This is a genomic window from Tabrizicola sp. (assembly GCF_031377265.1).
GTDB lineage: Bacteria > Pseudomonadota > Alphaproteobacteria > Rhodobacterales > Rhodobacteraceae > JAUYQR01.
The window spans coordinates 1-16,120 of record NZ_JANMET010000192.1 but is presented as its reverse complement, the minus strand read 5'-3'; the positions used below and the strand labels follow the sequence as shown (position 1 = coordinate 16,120).

The window sequence follows — 16,120 nt, the reverse complement described above, 5'->3', positions numbered from 1 at the left end:
CCGCTATTGCCTTCGACCACCCCCATCCCGCCCGTCACGTTGTGCAACAGTTTGTTGCCCCCTCCAAATGCCGCAGGGGCCACGGTTGAGCCGTAATATTGCAGGCTGATCCAGCTTGCCACCACGACAGGGGCTGTCAGGATCAGCTCCAGCACGCCAAAGCCCTTGTCTTGCCGCCAGTCATAGCTGTGCAGGAAAGCCCGCCCGCCAAGGTTCCGGGCAGTGGTGCGGCTGCGGGGTGCCGCGACGAAAGCCCGGCAGCCCGCAAGACCCCATTCGGGGCGCACTTCGGCCCAGTTGCGCGACCGCCAGGCAACATCGCCCGCAGTCTTGGCCCGGGGCAGCCGCAACGCACGCTCGCCCCGCGCCACCAGACCGGCGGCCCGAAGCCAGCCTTTCAGATCGGTCAGGTCCTTGGCATGATCGGTTGCAGGATGATCGCCGTCATAGACCAGCACATCATCGGTGGTGGTGTCATGCAGGCCGGCCACAAACAGCGTGTCTTGCGGGATGGTGATGCCGCGCTGAGGCAGGCCTTGCCGCACATCGGCGTCGTTCAGAAGGCTTGCCAGCAGCCGCGCGTTCACCTCGCCGGAATAGCCGCCACAGGCGCCGCAATGCAAAGCACTCGCATGGGGGTTGTTGGTCACATTCGCGCCGTGACCGGCCAAAAGCACGATCCTCGCAAAGCCGTCGGTCATCGACATGGCGCGCAGCACCATTTCCGCCGATGCCAGCTTTTGTTCCGTATCGAGGCCCGGCGACAGTTGTGGCGCAGGGTCGTGCGGCAGGTGCGACGGGCCAAGGCCTAGCGCATCGCGCACCAGCTTGCCCGCATAGATTGGCCCCGTCGCCTCGACAAAGGCAAAGGACGACACCGCGGCCAGCTTGAAGCGGCCCCAGGCTCGCTTGGCCCGCGCGGTGATGCGGGCGGCCTCTTCGGCACCGGCATCACGGCCGATGGCGCAGGATTTTACGGTAGAGTTCAACAGCACCGGCAACCGCGCTTCGGGTACGTCAGAGGCAAAGGGCCGGTGTTCGACAAAGACGCCGAAGAAGCCAGCAAAGCCGATGGTCTCGATACCGGGATCAATACCTTCCAGCGCACGACGGAACACTTCAGACCGCACGTCGATGCAGAATGCCGCCTGCAATGCCGGGCGTGCCTTCGACGTTGCCGGGACCGGGGCGGCAAAGGCTGCGGCCATGTTGCGCTGCGCGGCACGCTCTACGGCCTCTTGCAGGATCGTATCGACCACTTGCGCAGCCGTTGGGTGCAAAGGCTCGGCGTGGGCGGCTACGGCTGCAACCCACGCTGGACCGATCCTGGATTGATAGTGCGCCAGCAACGCCACGTCCCACAAAAGCCGGATCACCAGAAGGTCGGTCACATCGCTGTCCGTGCCCCCGGCAAGTTCGGCCTGCCACAACTCATAACGGGCATACTGGCTCCATCCGCCCAGCGACATCAGGGCGGAATGGAACGCCGTGTCCAGCGCAGCATTCGGCAGACCCAGCCGTTCGGTGGCCCAGGCCAGCGCCTCGGCTGCTGTCGCGGGTGCATCCGCTACAAAGGCCGCAAACCCTGAAAGCCCCGCGATTTCCGGCGTGAGGTCATGGGCGGCAAAGCTGCGCCACGCGGCATAGGCCTGCGTTCCGGGCACCGTGGTCCACAGCGCCTGACCAGTGTCGAAATGGCCTGCAGCCCAGGCGCTGATCCGGTCATTCGCCAAGGCTGGCCAGTCTATGCCGGAGACTTCCGCCGCAAGTTGCGCCACCGATGGCAATGCACATGGCGGGGCTGCTGGCTGCGAAGCTGCCGCTTTCAGCGCGGCAAGGGTGGCCGGGCGGTTCTCAGCCGACGACGCAGCCAGAGCCTCGGCCAGATCGGCATCGCTGATCCGGCCATCGGCAATCCGCGCCAGATACCAGTCGCGCGGCTGGGTTACCGGAGTTCCGGCCACCCGACCAAGGCGCGCGGCAGTCTGGGCAAGGGTGTCGCCGGTCTGGCCAAGGTAGGGGTTGACCGCAACGCTTGCAGCAAGTGGGAACAGAGGCGGGATGGCGCGGGCGGCCGCATTGGCCGCAGCAATCAGGGCCTCGCTGGGCGCCGCCGCAAGTATGGAGTGGTGGATCATCATGTCTGGGGTCCTTCGAAACGACAGAGGCGGATCAGGAATTCGGAGTTTTCGACCAGCTGCCCAGCAACCGGTCGAAGACAGCATTGGCATAAAGCCCGTTGGTCAGATGCACGCGCAGGCCTGCCGAGGCCGGATGATGTGCCCACAGCGGGAACAGCGCCTGCGCCACCGCCACGAGGCCAAAGGACAGCACCGCCAGCACGATCAGCGCCCATTCCAGCGGACCGGGGGCAGGCGTTGCGGGCAGCGTGCCTGCGGTCAGCGCCTCGGCGCAGGCCTGCAGCGCAAAGTAGCCCAGCGATGCTGCCAACGCGTAGATCACGGTGGCGCGGGTCAGCGCGCGGGGTGCGGCGCCGGCCAGACCCTGAGCGATCAGATAAGCGACGCCGAAGATCAAGATGGCCCCAAGGGCGATTGCTTGTGGTGATTTGGCGCCACTGCCCGGCACAAGGGCAAAGCCGACTGTCATCAGCCCATAGATTGCAAGCGCCAGCAGGAACGCCTGCCCCACCTTGGCGCCCGAAGGCACCGCAATCGGGCCGGGCCTGCGGACTTGCGCCACCGCATCCACTGCACCACCGGACCCAAGGAAAGCATGCGCCTTGTACAGCGAATGCGCCACGATATGCAGCAGCGCCAGCGGGAACAGCGCCAGACCGCATTGCAGCACCATGAACCCCATTTGCGCCACCGTGGACCAGGCGAGCGAGGTTTTGACCGCACTTTGCGTCAGCATGACCATGCCGCCAAAAATCGCGGTAAAGCCGCCCAGCATGACCAGCACCGCCAACACGCCAGGCGAGGCCAGCATCACATCGGCAAAGCGGATCATGAGGAACCCGCCCGCGTTGATCACCCCCGCGTGCAGCAGCGCCGACACCGGCGTTGGTGTTTCCATCACCTCCGTCAACCAGCCGTGGGTGGGGAACTGCGCCGATTTCAGGACCGCCGCCAACGCGATCAAAGCTGCGGCCCAAACTGCCGCTGTTGGTGCCGCACCCGCTTGTGCGCCGGAAAGGATCGTCGCGATATCGCCACTGCCAAAACCGCGCCACAGAACCAAGGCCGCCGCAATCAACACCAGATTGGACAAACCCGAGGTGACCAGCTTCTTGTGCGCAGCGCGACGTGCCTGGGTACGGTCACGGTAGAACAAGAGCAATTGATGCAGACAAAGGCTGGTCGCGATCCACGCCAGCACCAGTTGCAGCAGATGCCCCGCCGTCACCAACAGCAACACAGCCGTCAGCGTGGCACACATCCAGCCCATGAAGGCGCCCTGCCGGGCCTCTCCATCAACGTAGGTGCTGGCATAGCGCAGCACCACCCAACCGACAAAGCTGACCAGACACAGCATGATCATGCTGATGATATCCAACCGTACCGACAGCCCCGGCAGCAGAGCCGCAGTCTGCGGTCCCTGCGAAATCAGCACCGCGACCGCGGCGATCGAAATGGCCATTGTGACGAGGCCCGCTGCCTGTGCCGCTTGCGCCACCGCGCCGGGGCGGCGTCCCGGGCGCAAAAACCCCAGCGCTGCACAGAAGATCAGGCTCAACGGCGCGAGGTAGACGATCAAGGCTGCGGTCAAGACAACGATCCTTTCAGTGACGACTTGCGCCCCGGTCGTAGCCGCAGTACAGAATGGTGTAAAATACATTGTCTGCGTAAATTCGTTCGTATAAATAGAACGAATGGCCGAGCTTAACTACCATCACCTGCACCTGTTCCGAGCCGTGGCGCATGACGGCAACCTAACCCGAACTGCGGAAAAGTTGAACTTGTCGCAGTCCGCGATTTCCGTGCAAATCCGCAAGCTTGAAGACCGTCTGGGCCACCCGCTTTTCGACCGGCGCGGACGCCAGTTGCACCTGACCGAGGCCGGGCGGATCGCGTTGGATCATGCCGACGCGATCTTTGCGGTGGGCGACGAGTTGCTAGGCACGCTGCGCGACGCCGGGCGCGGGCTGCAGGTTTTGCGGGTGGGCGCGCTTGCCACTCTGTCACGCAACTTTCAGATCGGGTTTTTGCGCCCGGTGCTTGGTCACCCCGACAGCGAAGTGATCTTGCGGTCGGGCAGTCTGGCCGAGCTTCTGGCCGGGTTGGAAACACTTAACCTCGACGTGGTGTTGACCAACCAGCCGTCACAACGCGACGCGACCACGCCCTTCGTGTCACACCGGCTGGCTGAACAACCTGCCAGTCTTGTTGGCACCGTGCAGCGGCTGAAGGGCAGCGATGATCTGGCCACGCGTCTGGCCAAGCAGCCCATCATCCTGCCCAGCACGAACAGTTCGATCCGGGTCGGCTTTGACGCGCTGGTGGCGCGGTTGGGCGTGCGTCCGCATATCGTGGCCGAGGTGGATGACATGGCAATGATGCGCCTTCTTGCGCGAGAGGATGTTGGCCTTGCCGTCCTGCCCCTGATCGCGGTGAAAGACGAATTGGAACAAGGCTCGTTGATCGAGGCCAACCGGTTGACCGGCATCAGCGAGACCTTTTACGCCATCACGCTCGACCGCCGGTTTCCGAACCCGATGCTGCAGCGGCTGCTGACACCACCAGCCGCTGGTCCGCCTGTCGTGCCCGCGACATGATCCATTGTACGAAACCGGCCGCATCGGGATGACCTTTGGCAGCCTCGGGCTGCAACAGGTGAAACGCTTCTTCAATCGGCACCGCCAGGGCGAACGGCGCCACAAGGCGCCCATTGGCCAGATCGCGCTGCGCCAGCGATGATCTTCCCAAAGCGACACCTCCGCCCTGCGCCGCAATCTCGAACGCCGTCAGCGAATTGTCGAGTTGCAACCCCTGCCCCGGATCGACCAACCGCGCACCAGCCGCGCTTAGCCAGATCCCCCACCCCTCCTGATAGCCCAGCACGTGCAGCAGGCGGTGATGCCGCAGATCTTGCGGGTTGAGCAACGGCAGACGCGCCGCAAGATCAGGCGCGCACAGCGGCGTGATGGTTTCATGGGTCAGGCGGTGGCTGGTGAACCCAAGCCAGTCACCCGTGCCATACTGAATGTCGAGGTCGAAGGCATCCTTGTCAAATGGGTCGCTCCAGACGCTTGAGATGACACGAATGGAGATGCCCGGGTTCAGATCCAGATACTCCGGCAAGCGCGGCGCAAGCCAAGCTGCCGCAAATGACACCGCACAGCGCAGCGTCAAGGCTTCAGTCTGACGTCGGCCAAAGACCTCGCGCGTGCCGATGGCAAGGCGCTCAAGCGCGTCTTGCACCTTCGGCAGGTAAGCCTCGCCTGATTTGGTCAGCTGCAGACTGCGGGGATGGCGGATGAACAGCGGCTGGCGCAAGTGCAACTCCAGCGATTTCACGTGCTTGGAGACGGCCGCCTGGGTGACATACAGCTCTGACGCCGCATTGGTGAAGCTGAGCGTACGGGCCGCAGCCTCGAACGCGCGCAGCCAAGTCAGCGGAGGCAAGTCACTGTGCATCGCGGCGTGATCCCAACATTGCCATAACCATTTGTAGGGGCATTGGCCCCGAATACGTCGTTTGACGATCGTCTGCCAGACCCCTCATCTGGGCCATACCTTCAGGAGCCGCAAATGTTCTCGATCTTCCCGACTGCCCGACTGCGCCCTTCGCCTTTTTACCAGTCTGCCCTGGCCGAAGGCATGGTCGCGGCAAGCGTCTACAACCGGATGATCATGCCCACCTCCTACGGCGACCCGGAGGCGGAGTACTGGCGGCTGATCAATGGCGTATCGCAATGGGACGTGGGGGTAGAGCGGCAAGTCCAGCTGAAGGGGCCGGATGCGGGCAGGCTGGCACAGATACTGGCGCCACGCGATCTGTCGGGCTGTAAGGTCGGTCAGGGCAAATACGTGCCTTTGTGCAACCATCGCGGCACCATTCTTAACGACCCGATCCTGTTGAAACTGGCCGATGATCTGTATTGGTTGTCCATCGCCGACAGCGACATCTGGTTTTGGGCCGGGGCCATCGCCGCAGAGCGTGGGCTCAATGTCGAGGTATCGGAGCCGGACGTATCGCCGATGGCGCTGCAAGGCCCAAAGGCTGAGGAAGTGGTGGCGCATGTGTTGGGCGACTGGGTGCGCGACTTGAAATACTTCTGGTTCAAGGAAACCGAGATTGACGGCATTCCCATCGCTGTCCAACGCTCGGGCTGGTCCAAGCAGGGTGGGTTCGAAATCTATCTGAAGGACGGCAGCAAAGGCACGCGGTTGTGGAACATCTTCAAGGAGGCTGGCCAGCCATGGGGTATTGGGCCGGGAGCGCCAGCCACGCCGGAACGGACCGAAAGCGGGCTGCTTTCGGTGGGTGGCGACACCGATGATCAGACAAACCCATTCGAGGTGCGTCTTGGCAAATACATTGATCTGGACGTGCCCGATGACGTGATTGGCATTAAAGCCCTGCGTCAGATCAAGGCCGAGGGGGTACAGCGGCACCAACTGGGCCTGATCCTTGATGGCGAAACAGCCAAACCGCTGGGCTTTCAACGCGAGGCGATCGAAGTGGACGGCACGCGCGTCGGGACGATGACAAACTGCAACTGGTCGTTCCGGATGAAGGCCAACATCGGCTTTGCGTTGATCCGCGCCGATGTGATGCCCGACACAACGGTTCAAGTGATCCGACCAGACGGGCCGGTGTCGGCGCGGCTGGTGCCACTGCCGTTCCTGTGACGCAGTGGCCTGCCCGTGCGCCCACATTTGGGGCAGTATTGACTTGCCGGTGGGACCCCGTTCAAGTTCGATGACGGCGCAGTCAGGACCTGCACTTGAGGGCACCCGATGCAGCGACAGCCCCGCCAGATCGGCAGACCTGCATTGGCCAAGATTCGCTGATCCAACCTTCGATTGATGTGACCACCCGACGCTTTGCAAGGATGCCCCCGATGATCACCCTTCCGACCCTGACCAACATCACGCTTGACCTGCATGCCGATGGGGTGCTTGTCGCCCGCTTGAATCGCCCGGCCAAACGCAATGCGATCAATGCCGAAACAGTCGAGGAACTGGTCACCTTGTTTTCCACACTGCCCAGGTCGGGCGTGCGCGCGGTGGTGCTGGCCGCAGCCGGGGATCATTTCTGCGCGGGGCTGGATTTGGTCGAACACCATATCGCTGACCGCAGCGCCGCCGACTTCATGCATCTTTGCCTGCGCTGGCACGAGGCGTTCAACAAGATGGAATATGGCGGCGTGCCGATCATAGCCGCCTTGCAGGGCGCGGTTGTCGGTGGCGGGCTGGAACTGGCTGCAGCCGCCCACGTCCGCGTTGCAGACGCCTCCACCTATTTTGCCCTGCCCGAAGGCCAGCGCGGGCTGTTCACCGGTGGCGGCGCCACGATCCGGGTCGCCGGGTTGGTGGGCAAGGCGCGAATGATCGACATGATGCTGACGGGGCGCGTCTACAAAGGGCAAGAGGCGGTGGACGTCGGCCTCGCGCAGTACCTTGTGACGGGGTCCAGCTTTGACGCGGCGCTCGCTCTGGCGCAGAAGGCTGCCCAAAACCTGCCGCTGACCAACTTTGCGATTTGTTCGGCCATCAGTCACATGGGCAACATGTCCGGCTTTGATGCCTCTTATGCCGAGGCGGTGGTGGCCGGCGTCGTCAATACCCAACCCGCTGCCCGTGAACGGCTGGACGCCTTTGCCAAAGGCACTGCCGCGAGGGTTCGGCCGGGGGATTAAAGTATAGTGGGGCGCGCTTTCCCGACGCGCCCCCGACTCTGGGTGATCTCAGATGTCGGCGGCCTAACGGCATTTTTGTCAGGCTGACCCGCTGAGATCTGGCGATGGACTCGGGACAAGCCTGCGCTCCGCTGATCATTCAACAACTTGGCAGGATTGGCGCCGCAACGAACTCCCGTTACCCGCGCAAGGGCAATGGAACTGCCCCATCAGGAAGCGGCCCGCAAGCAAGGTGCATGCGCGCCAGAGTTGTGATCATTGGCGGGGCGCCATCGGGTCTGCTGTTGCCGCTGTTGCTGAGTTCCTGCGGTATCGAAAACCTCGTCCTTTAAAGCCCGAAGTCAAGAGAAGCTACTCGGCCACATCCAGGCTGGGTGCTGGAGAAGGGCCCGGGGCTGCTTGCCGAAACAAACGGGCGCAGCGTTTGCTCGCCGAGGCTTCAGAACATCATGCAATGGTGTAGTACGACAGCACATCAGCATTCCGGATTGATTTCGTTGACAGTACCGGGCGACCGGTCTTCGCCTAACGCTAGACGGAGGTCACGCGCGATCTTTATGGCTGCCACACTGCCACCAACGGGACAATCGTCTTCAACGGCAAGGACCTGCCGATCCACAATGTCGACAGCGATGCGCCGCACCTGACCTACAGCGCCAACGGGCGGACACAGGTCTGGCTGGATGCCGATTTCATCACGGGATGCGACGGGCTTCTCGGTGTCAGCCGGCGTGCAGTTCCAACCGAAGCTCGCCGCGCATACGAGAAAGTCCGACCGTTCAGCTGGCTTGGCGTCATGTCACAGACACCCCCGGTGGATCACGAACTGATCTATTCAGCGACCGATCGCGGCTTCGCGCTGTGTTCCATGCGCAACGCCTGTCTCAGCCGCTACTGCATCCAAGGTGCGACGTCCGACATTGCGGCGGATTGGACGGGTGATGCGTTTTGGGGCGAGTTGAAACTGCGCAATCCGCCGGAATTCGCCGATCGATTGGTGACCTGCCCGGCAATCGATACATCGTCATGCCGATCAGATCTTTCGTGACGGAGCCGATGCCATGGGGGCGTTTGTTCCCGCGTGGCGATGCCGCACGTATCCTTCCCCCCGACCGGCGCGCCAGGCGATAATCAGATCGCCGAAGTGCCTTTCAGATAGGTCTTGCGGGCAAGAAAATCTGCCGTCGAGTTGCCGCTGGGGAACGCGGCATCCGGTACCGCGACCCCAAGAAAATCGCACAGCGGGCCCCAGCCTTGGGCCACATCATAGACCAACAACCGGTCCGCCGGTATCTCCGCGCGCACCGTTTGCTGGTGTCTGGCGTAAACCTCCAGGGCGTGAGCCTTGTCCGCCAGCCGCCCGCCAAAGATACCTTGCAGGGCGATCTGATAGATGATGTCGGATCCGGCACGGCCCATCGGATCGGGGTCTTCGACGCGGCCAATCTCGGAGGCAGGCAGGATGGTCTTGCTGATGCTTGCGTACCACGCCTCCGGGTCGCGGGTGGTTAGGATGACTTTCGCCTCGGGGAAATGGGCGCTCAGTTCTTTCCAGTAATTGGCTGCTGGCCAATCGACCTGGCTGACGTAGCCTGCAAAGACCCGATCCCAATCCATCGGCGCGCCCTTCAGGTGGTCGGCCCACAGGGCGATCTGTTCGGGTGACCGGCGCACTTCGTACATGTGGTGGCAAGGGCCGAAGCCCAGCATCTCTAGCGCCGATTTCACCGAGTGGGTACCCGTGCGGCCAAACCCGGCACCGATGATCTTCAAGCTCAAATGACTTCCCCTGTGTCTGCGATGCGATGATGGAGTTTGCCCGAAGCCTACATCCGGATCGCCAGATGAAAAAGGGCCAGCCTGTGAAGGCTGGCCCTTTCATCGCAACTTTTGGTCAGATCAGAACTTGAAACCGACGCGCAGCGAGATCGCCTGATGCTTGGTGTCATCTTCCGAACTGTTGTAGCTGTTCACGTTACGCTGGATCGCTTCAAGACCAACGAACATGTTATTGGCAAAGGTGGTTTCCGCACCAAGGCCGAAGTTCGTGCCTTGGAAGCCGTAGCCGCCTTCACTGCCTGCGTTTGCGCTGCCGGTGGTGCCGCCAACAAAGCCGTAGACGTTGACCTGACCGAGGTTCATCCCCAGGCGCAGCTTGGCGTCTGCAACCCAGTTGATGTCATACGACGTGTCGGTACCACCGTTCCCGTCCTCGTCGCCTTCAACGGCGCTGGTGAACGCAAGTTCGCCACCAAGCGTCATGTTGTTGCCAAGATCCATGAACTTGGTGCCGACGAACACGCCTGCGGCACCGCCAGTCAGTTCATATTCGTCCGGATCACCAGCGACGCCGCTGTCGCTGGAGTTCGGGGTTTCACCATTGAAGAAACCGTAAGACAGACCGGCATACATGCCTTCTGCCTGAACTGCCTGAACGCTGCCCATCAGGGCGGCAGCAGATGCGAGCCCGGTGGAGGCCAGAAGCAGAGTGCGGCCAGATTTGAACTCGGATGTCATGTGGTTCATAGTTGAAGTCTCCAAAAAAATTTACTGCCAACTGGCGTCAGCAGGACAACTCGCCGATGTGACTATTGATGCTTCTATAAAGTGCAACTGAAGTTCGAACAGCCATACCGGCAGTGGACGTCAGCGTGCTGCCCACAGCCTGAACCGTCAAGATCTCCGGGTGGGCGAGAAAAGAGATTTCGTCCAAGTTGCACTTTTGCTGCAGTCCCGAACGACTGAACGGCCTTCGCACTTTCGCTTCCGGCCTGCTCGCCAGCCGTCAGATTGACGGCAAAACACTCAGCAGCAATAGACATCATAACCCAGTTGGTCTAGTACAGCGCAGCAGCTTTTGACCGACGAGACCGCATTTGAACAACGACCAGAACGTCAACCTCGGGCGGGCATTTCAGAGAGTGGCCGAGGACTACCCGCGCTTTCCGGCCATCATATCTGAACACTCCCACCTGACCTACGAGCAGCTGTTTTCGCTTGTCGTCGCCTTCGCACGGCAGATGCAGGCGCACGGGGTCGGTCGCGGCTCGCTGGTCGCTCTCAACACCGGCGACACGATTGCGTCGCTCTCCACGCTTCTTGCAACCGCGCTTCTGGGCAGCCGGTTCGTTGTGGCCAGCATGGTGCTTGCCAAGCAAAAGGCGGTTGCCCCAACCCATTTCTTCAAGACGCCAGAAGCGAGAGGCAAGGCCGGCGTACCCTTTGTCGAGATCAATGAAAGCTGGATGCCGACAGCACCCTCAGATCCGGCGGCGGCCTACGATGAGTTTGAAGGCTATGAAAGCCCGGATCACCCGTGGATCTATCTCAACACCTCGGGCACCACCGGGAACCCCAAAACGCTGTCGCTGAGCCAAGCGGCGGTGTTTCGGCGCACAATGGCAGTGGCCAGTGATTTTCCGCTGGCACGCGCCACGATGGCGTCCCTTTTCGCGAACACCTCCCGGCCATTCTACGCCCGCGCGCTCGGGGCACTGCTGCATGGCGGCACGATTGTGGACAGCCAGGATACCGCCGTCTGGCAAAAGGCCGGCGTGAACCTCGTGTTCGGATCACCCCGCCAGTTAGAACAGTTCCTAAACACCACCACGATCAGCCCGCCGATCACACGGGTCGAGGTCAGCGGCGCAAAACTCACCGATGAGTTAGCCCTTACCCTTGCGGGTTCCTTCAGCCACATCACCGATGTCTACGGCGCCAGCGAAACCAGCAAGTCGTTCTCCAGTATCGTCAGTATCACTCCGGACGGCTCGATTGCGAGGCTTGGCAAGGCGCTGGACTCGACGATCGAGATCCTCGATCAGGACGGAAAACTGTGCGCACCCGGCATACCAGGTGCAGTGCGCGTCCGGAACGACTACATGGCGCCCGGATACCTGAACTCACCAAAAGCCACCGCAAAGTCGTTTCAGAACGGCTGGTTCTATCCAGGCGATATCGCTTGCTGGGGCCCATCAGGCGAGTTGCAGGTGATCGGTCGCAGTGATGATGTACTTTCATTTGGCGGCCTCAAACTTGACGCAGCGCTGATTGATCTTATCATCAAGGTTACCCCCGGCGTGGAGGACGCAATCTGTTTCAAGAATCCCAAGAATGGCGCAAGCAATGAGATTGTCGCGTTCGTAGTTTTTGAGAAACTGACAGATCAGTCACAATGCGTTGAAGCGATCCGGGCAAACTATAGACGCCAATTGAATCTTCCATGCTTTCTGGGAAAGATTCACCCGATCGACAAAATTCCCCGCAATGATGACGGAAAACCCATGCGTGCGCTGTGCCAAGAGATGGTGCTAGCACGGGTCGAAGGTATGCGCGAAGCATTTGCACCATGACCAACAGCATAAACATCGCATTCGCGTTCAAGGATCTCGCAAGACAGTTCCCGAATCGTGAAGCAATCATTGCCGAAGATATTACCATTACCTATGCCAATCTATGGCGGGTGATAGAACGCTTTGCAGCAAAGATGCAATCTAAGGGTGTCGGCAGGCGATCTGTCGTGGGCATTGATACCACCGACATGATTGTATCTGTCGCTTCCATCTTTGCCCTGTCGATACTGGGTGCGTCCTATATTCTTATTGATCGTGATTTCTTGGTTGGGGGTCGACAAGGGATCACGCATTTCTTCCGTTCTCCTGAACGAGAGGGAATTGTAGGCCTGGCTTTCGACACGATGGATGAAACGTGGTCGCCAAAATTTCCATGCGATGTCAGCACCCTGATTGATGAACCGGGATTCTCCGACCCGCGTGACACGTGCTGGATTCTTGGTTCTTCCGGAACAACCGGACGCCCGAAGTTTGTTTCCATCGATCAAGAGACCGTGTGGAAGCGCATCTCGGTAGTCAAATTAGATTACCCTCAAGGTCAGACACGGATATTCTTGATCTTTGGGTGCAATACCCGGCCGTTTGGTATTCGCGCAGCATCAATCCTGTTGTCCGGTAACACAATCATCGACAGCCATGATGTTGAGTTCCTCCAGGCCCATGGTGTCAATCTGGTTTGCGGATCCCCAAAACAACTTGCCGTGTGGCTGGGCGATCGCGAGATTTCACCAAAGATTTCAAGACTGCAGGCCAGCGGATCCAAACTCACTGAAAGGTTGGGGCGTAAACTGCTTCAAAGCTTTGATATCGTTGAAGACGTGTACGGCTCAAGCGAAACAATTGCAGCCTATATCAACAAGATGCAGCTCGTAGCAGGAGAGATCGAATGTCGCGGCGGACCGGTGGAAAGTGACGTCGAGATTCTCGACAGCGAGGGTAACCTTTCACCGATTGGGCAGCCCGGAGCGATACGAATTCGCAACAAGCATATGGCACAGGCGTATGACGGATTGGCCGAAGAAAGCGCAAAGCGCTTTAAGGCGGGATGGTTCTACCCTGGAGATCTTGCCAAGTGGGAGCCGAATGGAGTGTTGCGCATACTTGGCCGGGATGATGATGTAGTAAATCTAGGCGGCATGAAATTCAACCTCTCTGACCTTGACGCATCAATGACGGCGAGTCCCCTTGTGAACAGCGCCTGCTGCTTTGTTGATCCTCTCACTCCCAACTCTTCACAACTATCTGCTTGCCTCCAGCCAATCTACGGCGCGTCAGCGCAAGATGCTGCAAGATCCGCATGGGACCACTGCGCCCAAGCCTTCGGAGACGGAAGCGCGCCCAGATCGATACTTGTTGTGCAGGAAGTCCTCCTCACTCAAGATGGCGTTCCGCGCAGGAAGGCCAATCAAGCGTTCTTTGCTAGTGCTGTTGGGAATGTTGACGGGCGTAGTCAGGAGAAAGCTGTTTTCCAATTTCAGGCGACCCCAAATGCAAAATAGTGTAGAAGACTCTGTCGCTGCTCGATTTGAGGAAATAGCGACGACCTACCCGGACCATCCAGCCATTATCCTTCAGGATACTGAGTATAGCTTTTCGAAGCTGCTGGCGCTTGCAATATCCTTTACAGTAAAATACACTCAATCCGGAATAGATGCCAACTCCACAATTCAGACCGAATCTAGTGACCTACCAATTGTGCTTGCGTCACTGTTAGCAGCGTCATCGCTAGGCGCGCGATTTGCTGAAGGGGCAATAAACATAGAATTGGCAGGTCTATATCCAATTACACATCGAATCGCCGTAGAATTGCCATTGAACCCGATCGCCGGAGAACAATCCCTCTTAATTGACAGTACTTGGTCTCCTGCAGAAGTACTGCGCGGTAATCCGGAGCCTCATCTGAGGTCTCAACAAGTCGATATCGACGCCCCATGGTTGCTGCTTGCGACGTCTGGTACAACCGGCATACCAAAAGTGGTTGGACTTAGCCAAAGAATAGTCTTGCGACGTTCGTTAGCGGTAAAAGACGAATTTCGGTCGGGCGAGACGCGGTTTTCTTCGCTATTCCCCTACGATTGCCGACCATTCTTCGCGCGAGCGATGGGAGCCCTATTAAACGGTGCAGCCATTGTAGATCGGGGTGGCTGGGACTTTTGGGTGCAGAACGGCGTGAACCGGGTGGCCGGTTCCTTGAAGCAGGTAAAAGCGCTCGGGCTTAGGGGAAAATCGGCGTCAAAAATTGCTGTCGTCGAAGTCAGCGGTGCTAAGATAGCAGATCACGATGCGCTGGACCTCCTCCAGCATTTTGATTTGGTGGATGACACTTATGGTGCCACTGAAACTAGCAAATCTTTTTCGAACTTCTTAACTCTGTCTCCGAACAATGAACTCAGAAAGCAAGGCTTCCCGCGCGACAGCCTAGTCGACATTGTTGATCAAGACGGCAATGTGCTTGGGTCAACACAGACCGGTGAAGTTCGCGTTCGAAATTCGTATTGTGCCGAAATTTACATTTTTAATGCCACATCCAGGATGGAAATTCTGACCGGAGATTACTTCTATCCTGGTGATATTGCTCACTTTACCAAGGACGGTGTTCTCGAGATTTTGGGCCGAAAAGACAAGAGCCTGCTCAACTTCGATGGAGTCAAGATGAATGCCGGCATCATTGACGCTTTGTTGACCTCGGTTGAGGGAATTCTTGGTGCGGCGGCCTTTCAAAGCCCGAAGGCGGGAAAGAACGAAGTGATTGCGTTTGCTGAGATTGCTGCGGGTACGAATCGTTTGCAGGTCTTGGAACTGGCGCGAAAGGCCTGCACTGATGCTCTCGGTGCGAAGTTGGCCCCAATGCGAATTTGGCCGATTGACACAATCCCGCGCAGGCGAGATGGAAGCCCAGATCGTGAAAAGTGTGCAGATCTGATCGTTGAAGCCTTAGAAAAGATGAATCGAACCGATGATTGAATCTTTTACCTTTGAAATGGCCGAGTGTCCCGGCCGGCCTGAGCTGGAGAATCGCGTATTGCTTGGGGAATCTGGCGTTTCTTCATCGACTCCGAATGCCATACCGGCGAATGCCAGATGACTGAAGGTGCGCATCAACCAGATAAAGAGACAGGCTGCCATAGCCTGACTCTTCTAGACCTTGATGGCTTGATGTCGCCGATTCTGTTTTCGGAGTTCGGTCGGTTGTTTGCGCGCCAAATTTCCAGCAAGCGTAGTGGTGGCGCATTTACTCGACGCTCTTCCATCTTCCAGAAGTCTACTGGGCAGAAAATTCTTGATGCCACGTTAGAGATTTCACTTGCGGCATTGCCAGCTGGATTTCTGGAGAAGTTGACCCAAAGTGAGGAACTCTTTGGCCAACTTTTGTCCGACTTTGGTATCAAGGTTCGCATCAGTGACAAGTCCGTCTATAGTTTGAAACAGGACGGGCACTCAGGGCAGCGATGGGGTCGTCGGTTGTCAATGTACAGGCAAGACACGGACGAGTTGCTCTGTCGTGTTGACGAACTTCTGGTTTCTGAGACTCTGCTTTTTCAATACCGTCAGACGTAATCGGAACCGGCAAATTGTAGGCATTGACTGCGCTGCCTGGACGGAGATGCTGGTCACTAGACTAAGCTGCAGAGATGCGACCGGAATTCCGCCGCCGAGCCTAGGTGTTTGATCCCACGGTTTGATGGCGCGATCCTTTCGCGGGAATGGAAGGAAGCGTTGTGGGACAGGTTGATCACGGGAGCGTCACGACCACGCAGGCTGTCAGAGCAGCAATACAGCGATCGCAGGATCAGGGGCTGGCCCGCCACCGGTTCGAGGGTGGCCCCGAATGCTCGCGCAGTTGAGCCGGCAGCTGGGCATCAACCCTGTGACCTGAGCCCCGTATTCCCTCCGGGGTTGGGGAGAGTCCTTGGGTTGATTTCTGGGCCTAGGCGGCCCG

The 16,120-nt window shown here is 59.3% G+C and carries 12 protein-coding genes and 1 pseudogene; 8 read left to right on the top strand and 5 right to left on the bottom strand.

Going from position 1 to position 16,120, the window contains the following annotated elements:
* The coding region (locus tag RMO18_RS11070) for a DUF2309 domain-containing protein (protein ID WP_309665930.1) at positions 1 to 2,138 on the bottom strand (2,138 nt) is incomplete at its 3' end.
* 34 nt (positions 2,139 to 2,172) lie between these two features.
* Positions 2,173 to 3,732 carry a proton-conducting transporter membrane subunit gene (locus RMO18_RS11065; RefSeq protein WP_309665929.1) on the bottom strand — a complete coding sequence of 520 codons (1,560 nt, stop codon included), beginning with the start codon at positions 3,730 to 3,732 and terminating at the stop codon, positions 2,173 to 2,175.
* 103 nt (positions 3,733 to 3,835) lie between these two features.
* On the opposite strand from RMO18_RS11065, the gene RMO18_RS11060 reads away from it, so the two are divergent.
* The gene (locus RMO18_RS11060) at positions 3,836 to 4,738 is read left to right on the top strand and encodes a LysR family transcriptional regulator (protein WP_309665928.1); all 903 of its coding nucleotides are present in this window, start codon (positions 3,836 to 3,838) and stop codon (positions 4,736 to 4,738) included.
* Here RMO18_RS11060 and RMO18_RS11055 read toward each other — a convergent pair.
* The gene (locus tag RMO18_RS11055) at positions 4,650 to 5,600 is read right to left on the bottom strand and encodes a LysR substrate-binding domain-containing protein (RefSeq protein ID WP_309665927.1); all 951 of its coding nucleotides are present in this window, start codon (positions 5,598 to 5,600) and stop codon (positions 4,650 to 4,652) included. The genes RMO18_RS11060 and RMO18_RS11055 overlap by 89 nt on opposite strands.
* A gap of 114 nt (positions 5,601 to 5,714) precedes the next feature.
* Here RMO18_RS11055 and RMO18_RS11050 point away from each other — a divergent pair, with 114 nt between their 5' ends.
* The 3 genes and pseudogenes from RMO18_RS11050 to RMO18_RS11040 form a co-directional block, all read left to right on the top strand.
* A complete protein-coding gene (locus tag RMO18_RS11050; protein WP_309665926.1) occupies positions 5,715 to 6,818 on the top strand; it encodes a glycine cleavage T C-terminal barrel domain-containing protein in 1,104 nt (367 codons plus the stop codon).
* 212 nt (positions 6,819 to 7,030) lie between these two features.
* Positions 7,031 to 7,828, top strand: coding sequence for a crotonase/enoyl-CoA hydratase family protein (locus tag RMO18_RS11045; protein WP_309665925.1), 798 nt, complete (start codon positions 7,031 to 7,033; stop codon positions 7,826 to 7,828).
* Positions 7,829 to 8,375: 547 nt separating this feature from the next.
* Positions 8,376 to 8,876, top strand: a pseudogene (locus tag RMO18_RS11040) (FAD-dependent monooxygenase); the annotation flags it as partial.
* A gap of 83 nt (positions 8,877 to 8,959) precedes the next feature.
* Here RMO18_RS11040 and RMO18_RS11035 read toward each other — a convergent pair.
* Positions 8,960 to 9,607: a sulfotransferase gene (locus RMO18_RS11035; protein ID WP_309665924.1), complete on the bottom strand. Its 648-nt coding sequence runs from the start codon at positions 9,605 to 9,607 to the stop codon at positions 8,960 to 8,962.
* Between the two features lie 120 nt (positions 9,608 to 9,727).
* Positions 9,728 to 10,345 (bottom strand): outer membrane beta-barrel protein, encoded by a 618-nt coding sequence (locus RMO18_RS11030; RefSeq protein ID WP_309665923.1) that lies wholly within the window; start codon positions 10,343 to 10,345, stop codon positions 9,728 to 9,730.
* A 359-nt stretch (positions 10,346 to 10,704) separates the two neighbouring features.
* Here RMO18_RS11030 and RMO18_RS11025 point away from each other — a divergent pair, with 359 nt between their 5' ends.
* From RMO18_RS11025 to RMO18_RS11010, 4 genes are all read left to right on the top strand, one after another.
* Positions 10,705 to 12,180, top strand: a complete 1,476-nt coding sequence (locus RMO18_RS11025; protein ID WP_309665922.1) for a class I adenylate-forming enzyme family protein — start codon at positions 10,705 to 10,707, stop codon at positions 12,178 to 12,180.
* Positions 12,177 to 13,679, top strand: a complete 1,503-nt coding sequence (locus tag RMO18_RS11020; RefSeq protein WP_309665920.1) for a class I adenylate-forming enzyme family protein — start codon at positions 12,177 to 12,179, stop codon at positions 13,677 to 13,679. Before RMO18_RS11025 ends, RMO18_RS11020 begins: the two co-directional genes overlap by 4 nt.
* Entirely contained in the window at positions 13,669 to 15,144 is a 1,476-nt protein-coding gene (locus tag RMO18_RS11015; protein WP_309665919.1) for an AMP-binding protein, read from the top strand. The genes RMO18_RS11020 and RMO18_RS11015 overlap by 11 nt, the downstream gene beginning before the upstream one ends.
* Before the next feature lie 117 nt (positions 15,145 to 15,261).
* Entirely contained in the window at positions 15,262 to 15,738 is a 477-nt protein-coding gene (locus RMO18_RS11010; RefSeq protein WP_309665918.1) for a hypothetical protein, read from the top strand.
* Positions 15,739 to 16,120 lie beyond the last annotated feature (382 nt).

Excerpts from the sequence above, each read along its gene's own strand:
- RMO18_RS11060 (WP_309665928.1), top strand. The coding sequence starts at position 3,836 with ATGGCCGAGCTTAACTACCATCACCTGCACCTGTTCCGAGCCGTGGCG.
- RMO18_RS11055 (WP_309665927.1), bottom strand. The coding sequence starts at position 5,600 with ATGCACAGTGACTTGCCTCCGCTGACTTGGCTGCGCGCGTTCGAGGCT.
- RMO18_RS11050 (WP_309665926.1), top strand. The coding sequence starts at position 5,715 with ATGTTCTCGATCTTCCCGACTGCCCGACTGCGCCCTTCGCCTTTTTAC.
- RMO18_RS11045 (WP_309665925.1), top strand. The coding sequence starts at position 7,031 with ATGATCACCCTTCCGACCCTGACCAACATCACGCTTGACCTGCATGCC.
- RMO18_RS11030 (WP_309665923.1), bottom strand. The coding sequence starts at position 10,345 with ATGACATCCGAGTTCAAATCTGGCCGCACTCTGCTTCTGGCCTCCACC.
- RMO18_RS11020 (WP_309665920.1), top strand. The coding sequence starts at position 12,177 with ATGACCAACAGCATAAACATCGCATTCGCGTTCAAGGATCTCGCAAGA.
- RMO18_RS11015 (WP_309665919.1), top strand. The coding sequence starts at position 13,669 with ATGCAAAATAGTGTAGAAGACTCTGTCGCTGCTCGATTTGAGGAAATA.
- RMO18_RS11010 (WP_309665918.1), top strand. The coding sequence starts at position 15,262 with ATGACTGAAGGTGCGCATCAACCAGATAAAGAGACAGGCTGCCATAGC.